Origin of the sequence: Psychromonas sp. CD1, assembly GCF_002239585.1 — a bacterium.
Classification (GTDB): domain Bacteria; phylum Pseudomonadota; class Gammaproteobacteria; order Enterobacterales; family Psychromonadaceae; genus Psychromonas.
In genome coordinates, this window is sequence record NZ_NDFH01000003.1 from 74,198 (window position 1) to 94,005 (window position 19,808).

General features: G+C 35.8%; 21 protein-coding genes. 12 read left to right on the forward strand and 9 right to left on the reverse strand.

All coding sequences use genetic code 11. The features are described 5' to 3' along the window. Positions 1-84 precede the first annotated feature (84 nt). The 8 genes from recO to B8W84_RS01760 all read left to right on the forward strand — a co-directional run bounded on the left by recO (position 85) and on the right by B8W84_RS01760 (position 8,200). The gene (recO, locus tag B8W84_RS01725; RefSeq protein ID WP_094751617.1) at positions 85-807 is read left to right on the forward strand and encodes a DNA repair protein RecO; all 723 of its coding nucleotides are present in this window, start codon (positions 85-87) and stop codon (positions 805-807) included. Next, positions 807-1,547, forward strand: a complete 741-nt coding sequence (gene pdxJ / locus B8W84_RS01730; RefSeq protein WP_094751618.1) for a pyridoxine 5'-phosphate synthase — start codon at positions 807-809, stop codon at positions 1,545-1,547. The genes recO and pdxJ overlap by 1 nt, the downstream gene beginning before the upstream one ends. A 98-nt stretch (positions 1,548-1,645) precedes the next feature. After that, positions 1,646-2,872: an aminotransferase class V-fold PLP-dependent enzyme gene (locus B8W84_RS01735; protein ID WP_094752714.1), complete on the forward strand. Its 1,227-nt coding sequence runs from the start codon at positions 1,646-1,648 to the stop codon at positions 2,870-2,872. Between the two features lie 290 nt (positions 2,873-3,162). Then, a complete protein-coding gene (locus tag B8W84_RS01740) occupies positions 3,163-4,065 on the forward strand; it encodes a TIGR01212 family radical SAM protein (protein ID WP_094751619.1) in 903 nt (300 codons plus the stop codon). A gap of 142 nt (positions 4,066-4,207) precedes the next feature. After that, positions 4,208-5,836 carry a sensor histidine kinase gene (locus B8W84_RS01745; RefSeq protein WP_094751620.1) on the forward strand — a complete coding sequence of 543 codons (1,629 nt, stop codon included), beginning with the start codon at positions 4,208-4,210 and terminating at the stop codon, positions 5,834-5,836. Between the two features lie 19 nt (positions 5,837-5,855). Beyond that, positions 5,856-7,388: an HD domain-containing phosphohydrolase gene (locus B8W84_RS01750; RefSeq protein ID WP_094751621.1), complete on the forward strand. Its 1,533-nt coding sequence runs from the start codon at positions 5,856-5,858 to the stop codon at positions 7,386-7,388. Positions 7,389-7,542: 154 nt separating this feature from the next. Further along, positions 7,543-7,806 carry a ubiquinone biosynthesis accessory factor UbiK gene (gene ubiK, locus B8W84_RS01755; protein ID WP_094751622.1) on the forward strand — a complete coding sequence of 88 codons (264 nt, stop codon included), beginning with the start codon at positions 7,543-7,545 and terminating at the stop codon, positions 7,804-7,806. 1 nt (position 7,807) lies between these two features. Beyond that, positions 7,808-8,200 (forward strand): DUF2750 domain-containing protein, encoded by a 393-nt coding sequence (locus B8W84_RS01760; RefSeq protein WP_094751623.1) that lies wholly within the window; start codon positions 7,808-7,810, stop codon positions 8,198-8,200. A 54-nt stretch (positions 8,201-8,254) separates the two neighbouring features. Here B8W84_RS01760 and rraB read toward each other — a convergent pair whose 3' ends face one another. The 4 genes from rraB to hemL all read right to left on the reverse strand — a co-directional run bounded on the left by rraB (position 8,255) and on the right by hemL (position 13,072). After that, positions 8,255-8,623, reverse strand: a complete 369-nt coding sequence (gene rraB / locus B8W84_RS01765) for a ribonuclease E inhibitor RraB (protein WP_094751624.1) — start codon at positions 8,621-8,623, stop codon at positions 8,255-8,257. Between the two features lie 9 nt (positions 8,624-8,632). Continuing rightward, complete coding sequence (locus B8W84_RS01770; protein ID WP_094751625.1) at positions 8,633-9,373, reverse strand: 1-acylglycerol-3-phosphate O-acyltransferase; 741 nt, start codon at positions 9,371-9,373, stop codon at positions 8,633-8,635. A gap of 1 nt (position 9,374) precedes the next feature. After that, the gene (gene parC / locus B8W84_RS01775) at positions 9,375-11,648 is read right to left on the reverse strand and encodes a DNA topoisomerase IV subunit A (protein ID WP_094751626.1); all 2,274 of its coding nucleotides are present in this window, start codon (positions 11,646-11,648) and stop codon (positions 9,375-9,377) included. Between the two features lie 146 nt (positions 11,649-11,794). Beyond that, positions 11,795-13,072 carry a glutamate-1-semialdehyde 2,1-aminomutase gene (gene hemL / locus B8W84_RS01780; RefSeq protein WP_094751627.1) on the reverse strand — a complete coding sequence of 426 codons (1,278 nt, stop codon included), beginning with the start codon at positions 13,070-13,072 and terminating at the stop codon, positions 11,795-11,797. A 180-nt stretch (positions 13,073-13,252) separates the two neighbouring features. On the opposite strand from hemL, the gene clcA reads away from it, so the two are divergent. The 3 genes from clcA (at position 13,253) to B8W84_RS01795 (ending at position 16,474) form a co-directional block, all read left to right on the forward strand. Next, positions 13,253-14,665 carry a H(+)/Cl(-) exchange transporter ClcA gene (clcA, locus tag B8W84_RS01785; protein ID WP_094751628.1) on the forward strand — a complete coding sequence of 471 codons (1,413 nt, stop codon included), beginning with the start codon at positions 13,253-13,255 and terminating at the stop codon, positions 14,663-14,665. A gap of 614 nt (positions 14,666-15,279) precedes the next feature. Then, entirely contained in the window at positions 15,280-15,627 is a 348-nt protein-coding gene (erpA, locus tag B8W84_RS01790) for an iron-sulfur cluster insertion protein ErpA (RefSeq protein WP_094751629.1), read from the forward strand. A gap of 229 nt (positions 15,628-15,856) precedes the next feature. After that, positions 15,857-16,474, forward strand: coding sequence for a trimeric intracellular cation channel family protein (locus B8W84_RS01795; RefSeq protein WP_094751630.1), 618 nt, complete (start codon positions 15,857-15,859; stop codon positions 16,472-16,474). Positions 16,475-16,648: 174 nt separating this feature from the next. On the opposite strand, the gene fur is transcribed toward B8W84_RS01795, so the two are convergent. The 5 genes from fur to B8W84_RS01820 form a co-directional block, all read right to left on the reverse strand. Then, a complete protein-coding gene (fur, locus tag B8W84_RS01800) occupies positions 16,649-17,074 on the reverse strand; it encodes a ferric iron uptake transcriptional regulator (RefSeq protein WP_094751631.1) in 426 nt (141 codons plus the stop codon). A 21-nt stretch (positions 17,075-17,095) separates the two neighbouring features. Next, on the reverse strand, positions 17,096-17,623 hold the full coding sequence (gene fldA, locus B8W84_RS01805) for a flavodoxin FldA (RefSeq protein ID WP_094751632.1): 528 nt from the start codon (positions 17,621-17,623) through the stop codon (positions 17,096-17,098). Between the two features lie 18 nt (positions 17,624-17,641). Continuing rightward, positions 17,642-17,911, reverse strand: a complete 270-nt coding sequence (gene ybfE, locus B8W84_RS01810) for a LexA regulated protein (RefSeq protein ID WP_094751633.1) — start codon at positions 17,909-17,911, stop codon at positions 17,642-17,644. A gap of 79 nt (positions 17,912-17,990) precedes the next feature. Continuing rightward, entirely contained in the window at positions 17,991-18,203 is a 213-nt protein-coding gene (locus B8W84_RS01815; protein WP_094751634.1) for a DUF2788 domain-containing protein, read from the reverse strand. 44 nt (positions 18,204-18,247) lie between these two features. After that, positions 18,248-19,045, reverse strand: a complete 798-nt coding sequence (locus B8W84_RS01820; RefSeq protein ID WP_094752715.1) for an alpha/beta fold hydrolase — start codon at positions 19,043-19,045, stop codon at positions 18,248-18,250. A 133-nt stretch (positions 19,046-19,178) separates the two neighbouring features. On the opposite strand from B8W84_RS01820, the gene B8W84_RS01825 reads away from it, so the two are divergent. Beyond that, entirely contained in the window at positions 19,179-19,808 is a 630-nt protein-coding gene (locus tag B8W84_RS01825) for a replication initiation regulator SeqA (protein WP_094751635.1), read from the forward strand.

Here is a 19,808-nt window from a genome sequence, read left to right on the forward strand (position 1 = left end):
GGCCCCTTTTATTTGAAGGGTGGTGCAATAAATTTATAAATGAAACTGATAAACGTTAGTTTGTAATAAGGGAGTAATTCAATTATGTCAATGGAGTGTCATAATGCCTTTATTTTGCACCGTAGAGCATATGGTGAAACTAGCCTTTTATTAGATCTTTTTTGTCAAGATATTGGTAAAGTGAGTTTGATTTATAAAGGTGGGCGCAGTATTTCTCGACTTCGACGAGGATGTGCGCAACCTTTTACGTTATTACAAGCGACCTATTTTGGTCGCTCTAGCCTTAAAACAGTAAAATCAATAGAAGCGCAAACACAAGTTGTCCCATTAGTTGGAGAACGTTTGTATATGGCGATGTATGTTAACGAATTGTTGTATCGTCTATTACAAGCTGAAACCGCTTGTGACGGGTTGTTTTCTTGTTATCAAAAAACATTATTATCGCTTGCAGGAGCTAAAAATAATCATAATGCACAAATAGCATTACGTAACTTTGAACTAACTCTTCTGGATAGTTTGGGTTATGGTGTTGATTTTACTAAAGACATTTACACTGGCAAGCAAGTAGAGTTAGGTTTTGACTATCAATATCAACAACAAATGGGTTTTTTTGCCAAACAAGCGATTTATCAAAAACAGCATGTTTACAGTGGAAAGCAAATTCAGGCTCTTGCCCAAAGAAATTTTACCACGACTGAATTATTGGTCTCCGCAAAACGATTTTGTCGGCAAGCACTCGCTCAATTGTTGGGCAATAAACCATTACATAGTCGGCGCTTATTTAAAGTGACAGAAGGAATGAAATAATGAGTAAATTATTACTTGGCGTCAATATCGATCATGTTGCAACATTACGTAATGTGCGCGGTACATGTTATCCAGAGCCTGCACATTTGGCTGCCATCGCTGAAACATCTGGTGCAGATGGTATTACGATTCATTTGCGTGAAGATAGACGGCATATTTTAGATCGAGATGTGGAAATTTTAATACAAACATTACAAACTCGTATGAATTTAGAAATGGCAATAACAGAAGAAATGATAGCGATTGCCATAAAAACAAAGCCTACATTTGTCTGTCTTGTTCCCGAAAAACGAGCAGAACTTACGACGGAGGGAGGGCTTGATGTTGCAGGAACGCTAGAAAGTACGCGCGTTGCAGTGCAACGTTTAACCAATGCAGGCATTCAAGTGTCTTTATTTATTGATGCTGATAAAAAGCAAATTGACGCAGCACTCGCTAGTGGTGCAACTTATATTGAATTGCATACTGGAAAATATGCAGATGCAGAAAATGATGCCATACAAGCAATAGAATTGCAGAGAATTGCCTCTATGGCGAGTTATGCGCACAAATTGGGACTTCTCGTGAATGCAGGTCATGGTTTAAATTATCATAACGTAAAAGCTATTGCTGCGCTTCCTGAGATAGTCGAACTCAATATTGGCCATGCGATTATTGCACGAGCACTTGCAGATGGACTTTCTCATGCAGTGCAAGAAATGAAACGATTGATGGTAGAAGGACGTACGGCGCATCGTTAACACTTATTTACAGTGTTTTTACGCGGGAAAATTTACATTTTAATTACTCATTTAGTGTGGCGAATAAGTAATAAGTTATGATTTATAATGAAGGATATATGCAAAAAAAACTATTTTTAGTTCATGAATTGCGAGAACACTTCCCGATTCTTGCACAACAAGTTAATGAGCATGAGTTAATTTATTTTGATAATGCAGCCAGCACACAAAAGCCGCGTTGTGTTATCGATGCTATCAGTTATTTTTATACTCATGATAATGCCAATGTGCATCGAGCCGGGCACCAGTTGGCAATGCGTGCGACTCGTTCTTTCGAAAATGCTCGTAGCATTGTACGTGATTTTATTAATGCAAAAAGTAATGCGGAAATCATTTGGACAAAAGGAACTACCGAAGGTTTTAATTTATTAAGCCACGTTATTGGCACTCAATTACAAGCCGGTGATGAAGTGTTGATCTCTGCACTCGAGCATCACGCAAACATAGTGCCGTGGCAAATGCTCGTGGCGGCGAAACAAATAGTATTAAAAATCATCCCATTACAAGATGATTACCAATTAGATCTCGAGGCTTATCGATTATTATTAAATAATAAAACTAAAATCGTATCAGTGACTCATATTTCAAATGCGTTAGGTATTATTAATCCTATTGTTGAGATGATAAAGCTTGCTCATGAAGTGGGAGCGCAAGTTATCGTTGATGGTGCGCAAGCGATTGCACATGTTCCCGTGGATGTACAAGCACTTGATTGTGATTATTATCTGTTTTCAGGGCATAAATTATTTGCTCCGACAGGAACGGGAGTTCTGTTTGGTAAAAAACATTTATTAGAAGCGCTTCCTCCGTGGCAAGGTGGAGGGGAAATGATAAAAAGCGTTTCTTTTTCCACAAGTACTTACAATGAGTTACCCTTTAAATTTGAAGCTGGTACACCTAATATTGCCGGTGTTATAGGGCTTGGATCCGCTATTGAATTTTTAAATAATTATGAGCGTAGCGCCTTGATAGCACATGAAGAAATATTATTGCTGGAAGCAGAAAAAGCCTTACTTGTACTACCAAACCTGCATGTATATTGTGCTGGCATTAAAAAGTCCGGACTGCTTAGTTTTACAGTACAAGGTGAACACCATAGTGATATAGCAATGTTATTGGATGCTCAAGGTATTGCGCTTCGTAGTGGAACTCATTGCGCGATGCCATTAATGTCTTTACTGAATAATAGTGGCACGGTGCGCCTGTCTTTCTCTATTTATAATACACTCGATGAAGTGAAAACGTTTATTAAAGCTCTTAAAAAAGTATTGTTATTATTAAATTGAGAATGTAAAAATTGATGCCTTAGAATAGAGACTATATAGTGAGTGCTTTTGTACCGTAGAGGCGTTTAATTCCGCCAAAACGTAGTTCGTATTGCTCTGTCATTACTGGCTCTTTAAAGAGGTAAAAACAAAGATTATACTGATAAATACGATTAATTATCTATGGAATATAAAGATATATTAAATTAAGTGGGTGTCATAGAGATTAATTACGCTCTTATTGATCAAGAGTAGATCTATTTTGTCATTTTAGGCGGTATAGTTGTTTTTTTATACTCTGAAGTGTGTTTATGCAATTAACGGATTTTGTTAATACAATTGGTCTTGATCTTAAAAAACGTTATGGTGAAAAAATCCATAAGTTAACTTTACATGGCAATTTTAGTTGTCCGAATCGAGATGGAACGATAGGTAAAGGAGGTTGTACATTTTGTAATGTGGCAGCATTCTCCGATGAAACACAAGCTCAGCATAGCATAAAAAAACAATTACAATTACGTAGTGCTGAAGTGCAACATAAAGCAAAAAAGTTTCTTGCTTATTTTCAAGCCTATACCAGTACCTATGCTGAAATAGAACAGTTAGCGAGTCTATATGAGCAAGCTATTGCAGATAGTCGTATTGTGGGGCTGTGTGTCGGTACGCGACCAGATTGTGTTTCGGATGCTGTTTTAAATCTATTAAGTAGCTATCGTATGCGTGGATATGAGGTTTGGTTAGAATTAGGCCTTCAAAGTGCCCATGATGAGACATTAAAACGTATCAATAGAGGTCATGATTTTGCCTCTTATGCAAAAGTTTGTAAAAAAGCACGGTTAAGAGGGATAAAAGTGTGTACGCACCTGATATTGGGATTACCTAAAGAAGGTTGCGCGGAAAACTTAGAGAGCTTGCAGCGCATTATAGGGATAGGTGTGGATGGTCTAAAATTACATCCATTACATATCGTACGCGGTGCAACCATGGCAAAAATATGGGAAAGAGGACGTTTAAAAACGTTATCTTTAGAAGAATATAGTCAAATAGCGGTCAAAATTATTCAACAAACCCCCGCGGAAATAGTTTTCCATCGAATTTCTGCAACCGCTAAAATAAGCGAGTTATTGGCCCCTTTATGGTGTGAGAAACGTTGGCCGGTACAAAATAGAATCTGTCAAATAATGCAACAATCGGGAGGGCAAAATACTGGATAAAATTCAATATTTTTTAATTCAGCCTAAAAATAAATTTATATCTAATTTTTTAAAATATTTATCCTCGCATATTCATACGATTTTTTTTACAAAAGTTTGTTTCTTCATTATATTTAAAGAAATAGTTAATGTTGGAGTTGCTATGAAAAATCTTTTTAATTTTAAAAAAATTGATCTCTCACCTTTGCATTGGGGAGCCATTTGCTGTGTTATCTTACTTGTTTTTTCTTTTTATGCTTCCATTTCAAGTTTAAGTAAACTGCGTTTCACGGAACAGAATCGTCATGTTGTCTATCTTTTTTCAGAACATTTACTTCTTTATAGTGATCAAATGACGATGTTAGCGCGTGCTTATGGAGTGAACGCTAAGCCTCGATATTTGTCTCTTTATAAAAAAACGCTATTTCATTTATGTAAAAATAATATTAAGCATAATGGATCTCAACAAAGTAAACAAAATAATTATACGGCTCGACTCAAGTGGAATAAAAAAACGTCTATGTCAGAAATGGGACAAAATTCATGTGAGTTTAATTATATTTTAAAAGAAGAGGTAAAAACAGAGCAAGAAAACGGGCTATTGATACAGATACAGCAGAGTTTTAAAATACTTGTTGATTTGGAATTAAGTACTTTTGAATCGGTATTGGAGAAAAAAACAAGCGGGACGTCATTTTCCCAAACGTTACTTTATGATGAAATATACCTTAAGAAAAAAGCAGAATTGTTTGGGCAGGTCAATAATCTATTACAATTATCTGAACAACGTAGTGTGGAGCGTCTAAATCTTTTATTAGTGTTGCATAAAAGCAGTAATTATTTAAGTTTGTTTTTATTTTTATTTTTGTTTTTATTCATACTCTATAACTTATATTTAAGCAAAAAAATGAGTGCATTATTTGTGGCATCATTACGAAAAGAAGTCGCGGATCGTACTTTTAATTTATTTGAAAATAGAGAAAATTTAAAATGTTTGATGCATGAAATGGAAGCAACGAAAGATCAACTTGTAGAATCTGAAAAAATGGCGTCGTTAGGTAGTTTAGTGAGTGGTGTCGCCCATGAAGTAAACACACCATTAGGTATAGGGGTTACTATTGCCTCTCATTTACAATGTGAAGCTCAAAAATTATTAGAAAAGGTAAAAGGTAATAAACTTAAGCGTTCTGAATTAGATAATTATTGTCTTGAAAATAATGAAAGTTGCCAGTTATTATTAGCAAATCTAGAGCGAGCAGCTAAACTGATTAGTAGCTTTAAATTGATTGCAGTGGATCAAAGTTGTGATGACGTACGCACATTTAAAATGAGTGAATATCTACAAGAAGTGTTTTTAAGTTTGCGCCACACACTTAAAAATAGTGCTGTCTCGATTGAGATTAAAATTGAAGATCCAGAAAATGAGCCGTTAATTGAAACCATTCCTGGGGCAATTTCACAAATTTCTAATAACTTAGTGATGAATGCTTTTATTCACGCGTTTGTTCAAGGTAAAAAAGAGGGGGAAATAACATTTAATTTGGTTTATGAAAAAAATGTTATTTTACTAACGGTTTCGGATAATGGCCTTGGCATGGAAGAAAAAGTTAGAGCCAAAATATTTGAACCTTTTTATACAACAAAAAGAGGTGAAGGTGGTAGTGGCTTAGGCTTGAGCATTGTATATAATTTAGTGGTCCATCAACTCAAAGGTAGTATTAAGTGTCAATCAACATTGGGAGAAGGCAGTTCATTTTTAGTTCGGCTTCCATTAAAAATAAAACTTAATTAAGGTCGTAAGTGGGAGGAATATGGATTGGTTAGCAGATGAAGACTCGGAAGAAAAAGTGTCGGATGACTATGAATATTATAATATATTAATTGTCGATGATGAGAAAGATATTCATTTAAGTACGATATTGACGATGAAACGCTTTATGTTTGAAGATAAAAAAATGCGTTTTTTCCATGCGTATTCAGCGCAACAAGCTCGTCAGTTGCTATTAAATGATGAATATTATGCGCTTGTTCTCTTAGATGTCGTGATGGAAAATGATCATGCTGGCTTAGAGCTTGCTCGTTTTATCCGTCAAGATCTAAATAATCGTTTTACGAGGATTATTTTACGTACAGGTCAACCTGGGCTTGCCCCAGAACAAAAAGTGATCCGTGATTTTGATATTGATGGTTATAAAAGTAAAACTGAATTACGTGTCGCAGATTTAGAGTCCTTTTTCTATACCTCTTTACGTGCTTATCGTGATATTTGCTTATTACAAAAACATAGGAAAATGTTAGAGCAAGTGATTAATTCTATTGCATATGTATCTGGATTTGATGATTTGTATGACTTTGTGCCGGCTGTTTTTTCACAAATAAAATTAGTATTAAAAGTCAGTTCCATGAAAGATATTATTGAAACTAAAGATATTTTTGCCATTTCAAAGGTTGAAGGTAAGCTGAATGTTTTTTCTGCCAATGCGCATGGGATTGAGCTATTTAGGCATGAAAACATGGATGCTTTAAAAGAAAAAGAGCAATTTTTGTTTGATAAAGCGTTGGCAGTAAAGAAGAGTTTTAATGATGATGATTATTACGTATATTTTCATAAATCGCATAAAAATACAGAAAGTATTTTTTCTTTTGAAGTGAATCATCCTTTAGAAATTACTGCCGTAAATATGATTGATCTTTTCTTGCGTAATGTATTGCTCTGTTATGAAAATCTATTATTACTGAATAAGTTAAAAGAGACCCAAGAGTTAGTCTTTACTATATTGGGTGGTACGATGGAGTCGCACTCAAAAGAGACAGGGAAACATGTAGTACGTGTTGGTTTATATTCAAATCTTTTAGCTAAATTAAATGGCGAAAAAGATAGTTATTGTGAAAACATTCGATTAGCGGCGCAATTACATGATGTCGGTAAAGTAGGTGTTCCGGATAATATATTACATAAAAAAGGGCCTCTCGATAAAGACGAGTGGGAAGAAATGAAATTACATGTGATCAAAGGTTGGGATATCTTGAATATTGGTGATGATACACTGATAACGATGGCTTCACATCTCGCAAGAGACCATCATGAAAAATGGGATGGTAGTGGTTATCCTAATGGTAAAAAATATAAAGAAATAAGCTTAGAAGGGCGTATAACTGCTATCGCAGATGTTTTTGATGCACTTTGTAGTGTTCGTTGCTATAAAAAAGCTTGGACATTATCGGATACAAAAATAGAAATAAAAAAATCTTCAGGTAGTCATTTTGATCCCAAACTATGTGAATTGTTTATTGAAAATTTCACTTTGTTTGCTGATATTTATCAACAAAACATAGATCCATAAAGTTGTTTGAATATTTTCAAATAAAAATAGTCTAGATGGCATATTAAGTCGATAAATTAATTGTTCAACTGCGTGTTTTGTTTTATTTGTAGCGAAAAGTAGTTACTTTTTGTGCGGAAAAAATTACAATAACTTTAAACTTAAGGAGTGATTTATGTTTAACCCGCAAAAGTTAGAAGATGTTGCCAAACAAATTGTAGATGCGATGCCAGCAGGCGTTAAAACGTTTGGTAATGACGTAGATCGTAAAATAAAACAAATTTTACAATCACAATTGGGTAAATTAGACATGGTAAGCCGTGAAGAATTTGATGTCCAAACTCAAGTGTTATTACGCACCCGTGAAAAATTTGCGGAGTTAGAAGCTAAAATGGACGATATAGAGAAAAAAGTTGAATTAGTAAAGGTTAATAAATAATATGAAAGAACAATATTTAAAAAATGCAGAAGCTTTCGTTGATGATGTTTGTGACTCATTGGTGCTATATGGCCTGTTTAATGAAGATAAAGGTTGGGCAAATTGTCACGCACATGATAACAGTGATGCACAAGCTGTGTATCTATTTTGGTCAAATGAAAAACTTGCTAAAAAGTTACTAAATTCAGAATGGGAAGATTATAAGATAACTTCGATTGAACTGAGTGTCTTTTTAGATTCGTGGCTAGATGGGATGCAAAATCAACAAGTATTTGCAGGTCTTAATTGGGATGAAGATTTATACGGTTTAGAAGTTGAAGCGCAAGTTATCAAAAATTCTTTACTAGAAAAAATACAAAATATAAGTAAGAACGAAACTGAAAATATACATTAAAAATAAAATAACGACATAGCTAGAAGGGTTATGTCGTTAGTTTAAAATTGTTAATTATTCTTCTGGGTAAGTGCCCCAACCATCATAATTAATGTTAAAAGATTGAGCTAGATTGAATAATTTTTCAACATCTTCAAAGATATCTTGTTCATCAAGGTGCATTTCAATTATCACATCAAAAGCGAGAATAATACTCCCATCTTCAAGTTCTAATTCGTCCGCATCTGTGACTTCATAGCCCTTTTTAAAGCAGGCTACGGCAGCCTTCTCTAAGTTGTCAAAATCAGCACACGAAAGATGATGCTCAATCATATAAATAGACTCTGGATTACTACCATCGTCGAGTATAGCCTCTACAATGTCTTCAGTTTCTTCTGCTAGTTTTTGTAATTGCTCTATTGAGCTTAAATTTTCTGTCGTCATCTTCAATCCTTAACCGCAACAGTTATTATTGTCTGGGCGTTTTACTTCTTTATTTAATTGCTCATATTTTTTTAACATAAGAGCATGCGAATCATTCATTAAACGACGAATTTCTCGTTTGTTATATTGTGTGATGTCAATTGGATCTAACATTTCAACAATCACTTCCCCATTATCCCAACGATTAAGCTTAACTTGTTGATGGGTACTGGATATTACAGTCGCAATAATATTTACTTTGGCTTGTAATGCAGTGTGAAACGCACCCATTTTAAAGGGTAATAGACCTTTGCCATTACTGCGAGTACCTTCGGGAAATATCCAAACTGAAATTTGTTCGTCATGCATTTTTTGAATGACGTCTTTAATGGTTTTTTTTGATTTTTTTTGATTATCTCTATCAATCAATATATTGCCGGTTAACCAATAAATAAGACCAAACAAAGGGATCCAAACCAGACTTTTTTTGCCAATTGTGACCGACTTAGGTTGTACCGCTCCCGTTGTAATGAGCATGTCATAACTATTTTGATGGTTCGCAATATAAACGGCAGGGCCATATTCCTTTGCTTTTTCAGGGACTCTATAAGTGACTTTTAAGCCTACCATCCAAGACATTTTGCTAAATAAACGTGCAAAATGATAGGTATTTTTAGGGTTTCTAGGGCTTAATGCACAGTAAAAAATAGAATAGATACTCAGCACAATCATAGCCAAAGTAAGCATAATAAAACGAATGATAAATAACATTTTAACTCTCTTCTTTTTCTGGGGTTTTGATAACTTCAATATTGTCTACACGTTGTAAACCTCGTGGCAATTTGTTACCTCGACGGCCTCGTTCACCTCGGTAAGCGATTAAATCACTTTCTTTTAGGGTTAGTTTCCGTTTTCCTGCGTGTAATGTTATTGATCCATGTTTTGGGATGATGCGTAACATAGTAACAAACTCTTCACGTTTAGTCGCTTTTGCACTCATAATGTTGATCATTTTATTACCTTTACCTCGGCTTAAGTTGGGTAAACTATTCACCGGGAATATCAGCATGCGACCCTCATTGCTAATGGTTAAGCATAAATCATCTTCATTATCACTGAGTTTTTGCACCGGAAGTAAATATGCATTTTTACTTAGATTAATAAGCGCTTTACCATTTTTGTTGCGACTATTTATATCACTAAATTGTGCGATAAAACCATAGCCATGGTCGCTACTAATAATATATTGATCGTTGTCATCACCGAGTAAAACGCTGACAAATGCACACTGTTCATTTTGATTAAAGCGACCAGTTAAGGGCTCGCCTTGAGAGCGTGCCGACAGCAAAGAATGTGCGTCAAGTGAATAAGCTCGTCCGCTTGCATCAATAAATATAGCACATTGATTACTGCGCCCTTGAGCACTGATTAGATACTCATCACCCGTTTTATAATTTAGTGCGTGAGCGTCTACATCATGACCTTTTGCCGAGCGGATCCAACCTTGACGCGATAAAATAACACTGATGGGCTCATTAGGCATGAGTTCTCTTTCTGTTAGAGCTTTAGCCTCTAAACGTTCGACTAAAGGCGACCTCCTTGCATCACCATAAGTAAGTGCATCTGCTTTGATTTCTTTTTTAATTAAGGTATTAAAGCGACGTTCTGAATTTAACAAAAGAAGAAGTTTATCTTTTTCTGTATTAAGATTTTGCATTTCTGCGCGTATTTGAATCTCTTCAAGTTTTGCTAGCTGACGTAATTTTATTTCTAAAATCGCATGAGCTTGACGTTCAGAAAGATTGAACCGTATGATTAGCTCCGCTTTTGCATCGTCAAAGTTACGAATTATTTCAATCACTTCATCAATATTTAAATAGGCAATCAATAAGCCTTCTAAAAGGTGCAAGCGTGTATCAATTTTATCTAATCTAAATTGTAAGCGGCGTCTAACCGTGTTTTTTCGATAGCGGAGCCATTCGTTTAAAATTTTAAGCAAGCCTTTAACTTGAGGCCGTTGATCTAAACCGATCATATTTAAATTAACTTTGTGATTGGTTTCTAAATCAGTAGATGCGAATAAATGATGCATTAATGCTTCGGTGTCGACGCGGTTAGAGCGTGGAATAATCACTAATCGTGTTGGGTTATTACGATCGGATTCATCACGTAAGTCTGTAACCATTGGTAATTTTTTATCCATCATTTGTTTGGCGATATCTTTTAATATCTTACCGCCAGAAACTCGATGTGGTAACGCACTGATCACGATGTCGCCATCTTCAATGTGATAAACAGCGCGACTTTTAAAGCTACCTCTTCCTGATGTGTAGATTTTTTTTATCTCATGCAGAGGGGTGATTATTTCTGCCTCTGTAGGGTAATCAGGTCCTTGTATAAATTTTAAAATGTCGTCAAGTGTCGCATTAGGGTTGTCGAGTAAATGTAAACATGCTTCGGCAACTTCACGTAAATTATGCGGTGGTACATCCGTTGCCATACCAACGGCAATACCTGTGATACCATTTAATAAAATATGTGGTAAACGGGCTGGTAATAATTTTGGCTCTTGTAATGTGCCATCAAAGTTAGGTTTCCAATCTGTTGTACCTTGTGCTATTTCAGACAGAAGTAACTCTGAGAATTTAGACAAACGAGATTCAGTGTAACGCATGGCTGCGAATGATTTAGGCTCGTCAGGAGCCCCCCAGTTACCTTGTCCATCAATCAAAGGATATCTGTATGAGAAAGGTTGCGCCATTAATACCATTGCTTCATAACAAGCGCTATCGCCATGAGGGTGATATTTACCTAAAACATCGCCAACAGTACGTGCCGATTTCTTGTGTTTTGACAGTGCGGATAAGCCTAATTCAGACATGGCGAAAATAATACGGCGCTGCACGGGTTTCAAGCCATCACCAATATGGGGTAATGCTCTGTCCATGATCACATACATCGAATAGTTTAGGTAAGCTTCCTCGGTAAATTTAGCTAAAGAAAGTTGTTCAATTCCTTGTAAGCTTAAACTTTGATTGTCACTCATGCTTAATGACCTTGTTTTACGGAGATAAGAGATGCAGTATACTTAATAAATATTTTATTTTGCGATGTTTTAATGAGATATATCCCTAAAGTAAGGTGAAAAAGGCAGTTGTTATTGAAACCACCTTTTTTTAATAAAGCTGTTAATTATAATTGTGCGAAGGCTTTTTTCGCGGCATGTAATGTATTTTCGATATCTTGTTCGGTATGCGCTAAGGATAAAAATCCAGCTTCAAATGCTGAGGGTGCTAAGTATATCCCTGCTTCGAGCATTAAGTGGAAGAATTTCTTGAAGCGCTCAACATCGCATCGACACACTTGCTCAAAGTTACTGACAGTTTCTTGCTCTGTGAAAAAGAAGCCAAACATCCCACCCACATAATTGACGCACAAAGCTATATTTTCTTCTTTTGCGACGCGTTGTAATCCGAGAGCTAGTTTTTTGGTTTTTTGTGCCAATTGTTTGTAATTGGGTGTGTCTAGCGCCGTTAATGCGGCTAAACCTGCGGCCATGGCAATTGGGTTGCCAGAAAGCGTTCCTGCTTGGTAGACTGGCCCAGTAGGAGCAATATGTTGCATGATCTCTTTTTTGCCCCCAAAAGCGCCTACAGGCATTCCTCCACCAATAACTTTACCTAGAGTAGTTATGTCAGGGATCACATCATAATAGGCTTGTGCTCCACCTAAAGAGACTCTAAAACCTGTCATCACTTCATCGAGAATTAATAGTGCACCATATTTATCGCAAATAAGGCGTAAACCTTGTAAAAAATCGGGGTGTGGTAAAATACAGTTCATATTTCCAGCTACAGGCTCAACAATAATGCACGCAATATCATTTGGATATTCATTAAAAAGAGCCTCGACAGATGCTAAATCATTGTAATTGGCAACTAATGTATGTTTGGCAAAATCTGCCGGTATGCCTGGGGAACTCGGTTGTCCTAATGTTAAGGCGCCAGATCCGGCTTTAACTAACAGAGAATCAGCATGTCCATGATAACACCCTTCGAATTTTAGAATTTTATCTCGTGTAGTATAGCCACGAGCTAAACGAATAGCACTCATGGTAGCTTCAGTACCAGAGCTTACCATGCGCAGCTGTTGCATTGATGGTACTAAGCTTCTGACTTTTTCCGCCATAATAATTTCAAGTTCAGTCGGAGCACCAAAGCTTAAACCATTTTCAACCGCATCTAATACGGCTTGCTTAATGGCGGGGTGATTATGTCCTAGGATCATAGGACCCCAAGATCCAACATAATCAATATATTGTTTTTGGTCGGCATCAAAGACATAAGCGCCATCTGCTCGCTTAATAAAAATAGGGTCTCCTCCGACACCATTAAATGCTCGGACAGGTGAATTAACGCCTCCAGGAATAATATCTTGGGCGCGTATAAAGAGTGTTTGGGAGTTACTCATGGAAGATCCTTGTTATCTGACATTAAAAACGTCAATATAACAGATATATTAAGAACATAAAAATCGGAAAACACCACATTTAATGCCCTACATCATATTATTTTTACTTATTTGTTTTATATAATTACCATTTTTTTGTTGCTTCACCTTTTACTTTTTTAAATAAGCTGTCTATCTCCTATGAAACGAAATATTATTCAAATTCTTGTCGACCATTTTAAATTTTTTATCAATCATTTTTTTACCAATAAAAAAAGTGCATTACTACTTTGGCTCTCTGTTTTTATTGGTGTTTTAGCAGGGGCTATTTCTGCTTTTTTCGATAGGTGTATTAATTGGATTGGTATTTTGCGATTCGAATTAATTGAGCAGTATAGTTCATCTGATTTACCTCTTTGGCTTGTGGCTATTCCAATTTCATCCGTGATGGTTGGTTTTGCCTTTTATATTACACATCGGTTTGCACCCGAGGCCGGAGGGAGCGGTATACCTGAAATAGAAGGTGCAATGGAGGGTATGCGTCCCGTACGTTGGAAACGAGTGCTTCCCGTTAAGTTTGTGGGAGGTTTATTTGCCTTAGGCAGTGGCATGGCTTTGGGTAGAGAAGGGCCATCGGTACAGTTAGGTGCAAATATTGGGCGTATGATATCAGATACGTTTAAAATGGATAAATTGGACGCTCAAGCTTTATTAGCTGCTGGGGCTGCTGCGGGTTTGGCGGCTGCTTTTAACGCACCACTTGCGGGTATTATGTTTGTTATTGAAGAGATGCGTTCACAATTTAATTATAGTTTAACATCGACTAAAAGTGTTTTTATTAGTGCCGTAATGGCAACGATAGTGATGCGCTCGATGACCGACCAGCAAGCGGTAGTGACGGTTACTCAATATACTCATCCAGATTTAATGTCATTATGGTTATATCTAGTACTGGGTTTTTGTTTTGGTGCTCTAGGTGTTTTATTTAATAAAATGATTTTGGCAACGCAAGATATGTACCTTTTTATTCATCAGAATCAGCGGTGGCGTTTTGTTCTCATTGGTATGTTTCTCGGTGGTGCATTCGGTGCATTATCGGTGTTGTCGCCGAACATCGCTTTTAGTGGATTGGAGCTTATTCCTAAAGTTGAAGGTGGTGAGTTTTTAGCGGGTGCTTTACTCATTATATTTTTATTCCGAATTCTGGGTACATTACTCAGTTTCGGATCCGGTGCACCAGGTGGTGTTTTTGCTCCAACATTAGCGTTAGGTACCTTATTTGGTATGTTGTTTGGTTTAGGGGCGCATGCATTATTTCCAGAGCTTGTAAGTATGCCTGGAACCTTTGCTATAGCAGGTATGGGTGGTTTATTTGCGGCCACCGTACGGGCGCCGATTACAGGTATATTGTTGGTGATAGAAATGACCAGTAACTATCAAATGATATTACCATTAATTGTGACGTGTTTAGGTGCGACAATGGTCGCTCATACTTTAGGCGGACGACCTATTTATACGCAATTATTAGAGCGGACGATGCGTTTATCTATGCGTCAAAAACGAGCCGTTAAAACGCGTAAAGCAATGTTTCGCTTTAAATCAAAAAACAAATAATAGGTACAAAGAAAGCGCTCAATATACATTGAGCGTTTTTTGATTTTTTCATTCCAATTATGCAATCCATAAAATTTAAATAAATTCTTAGTCTTTTTCAATCTCTATGCGTGTGTAAAAATCATTTAAAATCAGGTGCAATGCTATGTTTATCTTTTTTGCTTTTAATTGATAAAATATGTTTGTTGAATATTCAATGGAGTGCACACTAAATAGCATGGCTATCAGTTAGTATGCAGAAACTATCAAAAAGATCCTTTTATAGGATGTTTTTGTAGGGTAAATTTTAATCAAAATTAGTTAAAGTATCAGCATGTTTTGAGGCGTTTTGTTATTATTTAAATTATTATTAAGTTTGTTTTTTGTGGGCGTATAGACGTTGTCCACTGTTTTATGCGCAGTGAGTGCAATAGATTTCGTAAAGGTGCGGTTAAATAACAAGCTCTAATGTTTAATGTGTGTGAATGAGTAAAAAAAGTCTGTGTATTAGTAAATTTAATTCATTGTGAGTGCAGTGTCGAAGTTCAATAGTGCAGTGTCGAAGTTCAATAGTAGTTGAACTAATTAGTCAGGTATTAGATAATGTGCTCAATTAAACATGTTTAGAGGTTTCCATGAGTTCTGATGTAGAAATGGCATTGCCCATTTATTTTAGTGATAGTGCAGCGAATCAAGTCAAAGGATTAATGATTGATGAAGATCCTTCTATGAAGTTACGCGTATATGTAACAGGAGGGGGATGCTCAGGCTTTCAATATGGCTTTACGTTTGATGATAAAATCAACGAAGGCGATACATTAATTGAAAAAAAAGGTGTGACATTAGTGGTTGATTCCATGAGTCTACAATATCTTGTCGGTGGTACGGTTGATTATACAAGTGGTTTAGACGGCTCACGTTTCTTTGTTGATAACCCCAATGCAACGGCAACATGTGGTTGCGGATCTTCTTTTTCTATCTAAATTCATCAGTGCCATACTTTTGCAGAATAGGTTATTAGACATGCTCAGTTTTAAGTTATAACTGGTTGATATACAACTGCTTTTATTTTCATTATGACCAGAAAAAGGCTTTTATTATCCATTAAACGAAGCCTCTTATTAAAAGATTAAATTTACAGGGTATTACTGTTATTCATGGCGAAAGTCAGTGACGTTATATTGGTTTTTTTATCTAAAGATAGGTTTTGAAATGTTGCAGAATTATATTTATATGTTTGATCTGCTCGGTACTATGAGTTGTGCTGTATCAGGGGTGATAATTGCAACTCGGTTGCGTATGGACCCTTTTGGGATATTAGTGATAGCCGCCGTTACAGCTGTGGGTGGGGGCTCGATGCGTGATATTATGATGGGAGCAACTCCCGTATTTTGGATCCATGATAACAATTATATTTACACTATTTTTCTTAGTGTAGTCGTATCTGTTTTTTTGTTACGTCGCCTGCATAAAGTACCGTCTTATTTATTATTAATGTGGGACGCTTTAGGTTTATCAACGTTTACAATAGTAGGGGCGCAAAAAGCAATGTTGTTAGGTTTTTCTCCGCTTATTGTCATTGCAATGGGGTGTGTAACGGGGGTTGTCGGGGGTATGATTCGAGATATATTAACTGGGCAGGTACCTTTTGTATTACAAAAAGAAATTTATGCGACTGCATCTTTATTTGGTGGGTTACTCTTTGTGAGCTGTACTTATATTGGTTTTGAACCCTTTATTGTTATGATAGTGGCTATGTCAGGTGCATTATCATTGCGTCTAGGTGCTCTGTATTGGCACCTTTCCCTGCCTATTTTTCGCACTAAATAAAGGTAATACTCGCTTTTTTAATTATAGATGCTTCTTATTTAAAGACTAAATGTAGATAGGTTTGTGCATAAAAATCGATATTAGGTTAACATTTTTTGATTGCTTTAGGTAAGAATAAGAATCGCAGAGAGAGTAGAAAAGCCCAAGTAATATATTATTTGGGCTTTTGATTGATTATTTATGGTCACACTTACCATTTAAAGGCTCGCCATAAAGGTAGAGGCTATGATGGGTTAGTTTAATGCCATATTTATCAGCAATGAGTTGTTGTTGCTGCTCTATAATCGGATCGTTGAACTCTATAACATGACCACACTTTAGACATACAAGATGATCATGATGTTCTTGATTTGCTAGCTCAAAAACAGATTTAACACCTTCAAAATGATGACGAGTCACAATACCAGCATCATCAAATTGATTTAATACACGGTAAACAGTTGCGACACCGACTTCATCGCCTTGCTCAAGTAGTTTTTGATATAATTCTTCTGCGCTGAGATGTTGATTTTCAGGTTTTTTTAATAACTTTAAAATTTTCAAGCGAGGAGAAGTTACTTTTAATCCAGCTTCTTTTAATGCTTTATTTTCTAAAGACATAATGTTCCCTTCTTTATTTAATCAATCTGCAAGCTCTGCTAAACACATCTCATCAAAAACCTGTTTTGACCATGCTGTTACACGAGATGCGGTAAGCTCTGGTTGGCGATCTTCATCAATGCCAAGGCCGATAAAGTGCTTATCGTCAATCGAAGCCTTTGATGCATCAAAATTGTAACTTTCTGATGGCCAATGACCAATAATTATAGCACCTTTACTTTCTACTATTTCACCGATTTGTCCCATTGCATCAAGAAAGTATTCTGCGTAATCTTCTTGATCTCCACAGCCAAAAATAGCGACTAATTTATTTGTAAAATCGATTTCAGCAAGATCTGGGAAAAAGTCATCCCAATCACATTGGGCTTCACCGTAGTACCAAGTTGGAATGCCAAAAAGTAATAAACTAAATTCTGAAATTTCTTCTTTGCTACTTTTAGCGATATCTTTAACTTCAACCAAATTTTTACCTAACTCTTTTTGGATCATTTTTGCAACAGCTTCGGTATTACCGGTGTCACTACCAAAAAAAATGCCCACACTAGCCATTTGTGTCTACCTTTTATATTAATTTAATTGTGCGTGTAGCAATTGATTAATCAATTCACCACGGCTGATTTCTTGCTCTCTTGATAGTTGATTAAGAACATCAAATAGTGTGCTATCAACTTTTAACTCAATACGTTTTAAACCTTTTTCTCTATCGCGTAAAATTTGCTGTTGTTTGTTCATTTTAAGCTGAACTTTACGTGAATGAGGGTTGCTTTTAGGTCTACCTGGACGTACCTCATCAGCAAAGAGATCGTGAGTAATACGATCTGATGATTCTTTTGCCATTTTTCTACCTAAAAGTAATTGTGCGATAGCGATTAAGTTATCGTAGGTTACGTTAATTTAATCACTATTTAATTATTATTTATGCGTTGTTCCAAAGGATAGTGATGACTACTTTGAAAATAAAGCCAACACAACCAAAAAGCAATACTGCCCAAACAATATTACGTCCAAATTGAGGTACGTTACTACGTTTTAACACATCTTGAATAGAAAGCCCCATTAATAGAAACAACAGTAGGTAAAACGCATATAAACCAATAGTCTCAATTTGTTCTGTATACTGTTGCAACATAATGTATGCTTCATTCAAAGAGAGGAATATAACATATATGTTTTTTAATTGCCGTGGGTTTTATCGAAAAATTGTCCCACTAAGCGATTAAATGTTTTTGCTTTTTGTATATGTAACCAATGATCACATTGTTGAATAATTTTAACTTGTGCTTGTGGGAATTGTTTTAAAATAGAGGTTCGGTAACTTGCTTTAATATAATCTGAATCGGCACCTTTAATAAAGAGTGTTTTTTTATTAAAAACTTTGTCATGGAAAGGCCAATCTCGGATATTATCATATTGTTGATGTAGCGTTTTCAAATTAAATCGCAAGGTGAAACCTTGCTCATTTTTATGCAGAGATTTGAGTAAAAATCGTCTTATATCGGCGTTGTCAATAAATTGAGAAAGTGCCTTGTCTGCTTCTTGTCGAGTATTATATTTTTGAAAGTCAAACGTGTTTAAAGCGTTAAAAATAGATTGGTGTTTGTCGTCATAGGCAATGGGTGCAATATCTGCAATAACAATACTATCAATACGCTCTGGATTTTTAAAGGCGCAAGCCATTGCAACTTTACCCCCCATAGAGTGACCGACTATTGAAAATGTCATTATTTGTAAGTGATCTGCTAATGCAAAGATATCATCAGCCATTAATGGGTAGCTCATTGTTTCACTTTGTGGGCTTTGCCCATGATTACGTAAATCAATAAGAACAATATTGTGTGTGGTATTGAGATGTTTAGCGAGCAACGTTAAGTTACTTAAGCTGCCAAATAAACCATGTAAGATAAAAATTGTGTCGCTTTTATCGTCTGTATCGTGTTTAAGTGCTGTTTTTATTTGGTAATTTAGTAGCATATGATCTAATTTTAAGTGAAAATAAAAAGACAAGTATTGAAGTTAGGCTCGTAAAGTTTAACATGTTTGTAATGTTTGTATGTTTTTTAATTGTTTTGAAAGTCGAACAAGTACTCTGTAAGATGGTGATAGTATGAAAAAAATTGAAATAGAAGACGACCTATATAAATATATATTGGCGAATATACAGGCATTTGGTGAAACGCCATCCGAAATATTGCGTCGTTTACTCTCTTTACCTGAAATAACGGTGCAAGATGAAAATGTAGTTGTTATAGAAGAAAATTCTCTGCGTGATTTAAAAATTAAAAATACACCTGTAGACCCATCAGATATAAAAGATCCTCGCCAATTAGTTTCCTCTTCACCATCTTCGACGTCTCTTCCCAACGCTTTATCTTTTGGTATTCAAATGTTATTTGAGAATGATGTTTTTAAAAAAGAAACGGTGATAACTAATAAGTTTAAAATGATGTTGACGGCGATGTATTACGAAGATAAAGACTCTTTTATGCAGGCGTCAAAAGAAGCAAAAGGGCGCTCGCGCGATTATTTGGGTCTACATTTAGATCGATTGCTAGCTTCCGAAAATACAGAAGAATTAGCGCAGTTTATTGCGAGTAAACCTCGCCAAATACCTTATACGCCTTTTTGGGTAGTCACAAATGCGAACACAGGACGAAAGCGTATAATATTAACGAAAATGATGGTGTCTATGGGTTACAACAAAAAATTAGTTGAACAGATTCAGTCTGTTATTTAA

Excerpts from the sequence above, each read along its gene's own strand:
- B8W84_RS01750 (WP_094751621.1), top strand. The coding sequence starts at position 5,856 with ATGGATTGGTTAGCAGATGAAGACTCGGAAGAAAAAGTGTCGGATGAC.
- clcA (WP_094751628.1), top strand. The coding sequence starts at position 13,253 with ATGAAACGAAATATTATTCAAATTCTTGTCGACCATTTTAAATTTTTT.
- recO (WP_094751617.1), top strand. The coding sequence starts at position 85 with ATGTCAATGGAGTGTCATAATGCCTTTATTTTGCACCGTAGAGCATAT.
- parC (WP_094751626.1), bottom strand. The coding sequence starts at position 11,648 with ATGAGTGACAATCAAAGTTTAAGCTTACAAGGAATTGAACAACTTTCT.
- erpA (WP_094751629.1), top strand. The coding sequence starts at position 15,280 with ATGAGTTCTGATGTAGAAATGGCATTGCCCATTTATTTTAGTGATAGT.
- fldA (WP_094751632.1), bottom strand. The coding sequence starts at position 17,623 with ATGGCTAGTGTGGGCATTTTTTTTGGTAGTGACACCGGTAATACCGAA.
- B8W84_RS01770 (WP_094751625.1), bottom strand. The coding sequence starts at position 9,373 with ATGTTATTTATCATTCGTTTTATTATGCTTACTTTGGCTATGATTGTG.
- rraB (WP_094751624.1), bottom strand. The coding sequence starts at position 8,623 with ATGACGACAGAAAATTTAAGCTCAATAGAGCAATTACAAAAACTAGCA.
- ubiK (WP_094751622.1), top strand. The coding sequence starts at position 7,543 with ATGTTTAACCCGCAAAAGTTAGAAGATGTTGCCAAACAAATTGTAGAT.
- B8W84_RS01735 (WP_094752714.1), top strand. The coding sequence starts at position 1,646 with ATGCAAAAAAAACTATTTTTAGTTCATGAATTGCGAGAACACTTCCCG.
- B8W84_RS01795 (WP_094751630.1), top strand. The coding sequence starts at position 15,857 with ATGTTGCAGAATTATATTTATATGTTTGATCTGCTCGGTACTATGAGT.
- B8W84_RS01745 (WP_094751620.1), top strand. The coding sequence starts at position 4,208 with ATGAAAAATCTTTTTAATTTTAAAAAAATTGATCTCTCACCTTTGCAT.
- pdxJ (WP_094751618.1), top strand. The coding sequence starts at position 807 with ATGAGTAAATTATTACTTGGCGTCAATATCGATCATGTTGCAACATTA.
- B8W84_RS01825 (WP_094751635.1), top strand. The coding sequence starts at position 19,179 with ATGAAAAAAATTGAAATAGAAGACGACCTATATAAATATATATTGGCG.
- B8W84_RS01760 (WP_094751623.1), top strand. The coding sequence starts at position 7,808 with ATGAAAGAACAATATTTAAAAAATGCAGAAGCTTTCGTTGATGATGTT.
- ybfE (WP_094751633.1), bottom strand. The coding sequence starts at position 17,911 with ATGGCAAAAGAATCATCAGATCGTATTACTCACGATCTCTTTGCTGAT.
- B8W84_RS01740 (WP_094751619.1), top strand. The coding sequence starts at position 3,163 with ATGCAATTAACGGATTTTGTTAATACAATTGGTCTTGATCTTAAAAAA.
- hemL (WP_094751627.1), bottom strand. The coding sequence starts at position 13,072 with ATGAGTAACTCCCAAACACTCTTTATACGCGCCCAAGATATTATTCCT.
- fur (WP_094751631.1), bottom strand. The coding sequence starts at position 17,074 with ATGTCTTTAGAAAATAAAGCATTAAAAGAAGCTGGATTAAAAGTAACT.
- B8W84_RS01820 (WP_094752715.1), bottom strand. The coding sequence starts at position 19,045 with ATGCTACTAAATTACCAAATAAAAACAGCACTTAAACACGATACAGAC.
- B8W84_RS01815 (WP_094751634.1), bottom strand. The coding sequence starts at position 18,203 with ATGTTGCAACAGTATACAGAACAAATTGAGACTATTGGTTTATATGCG.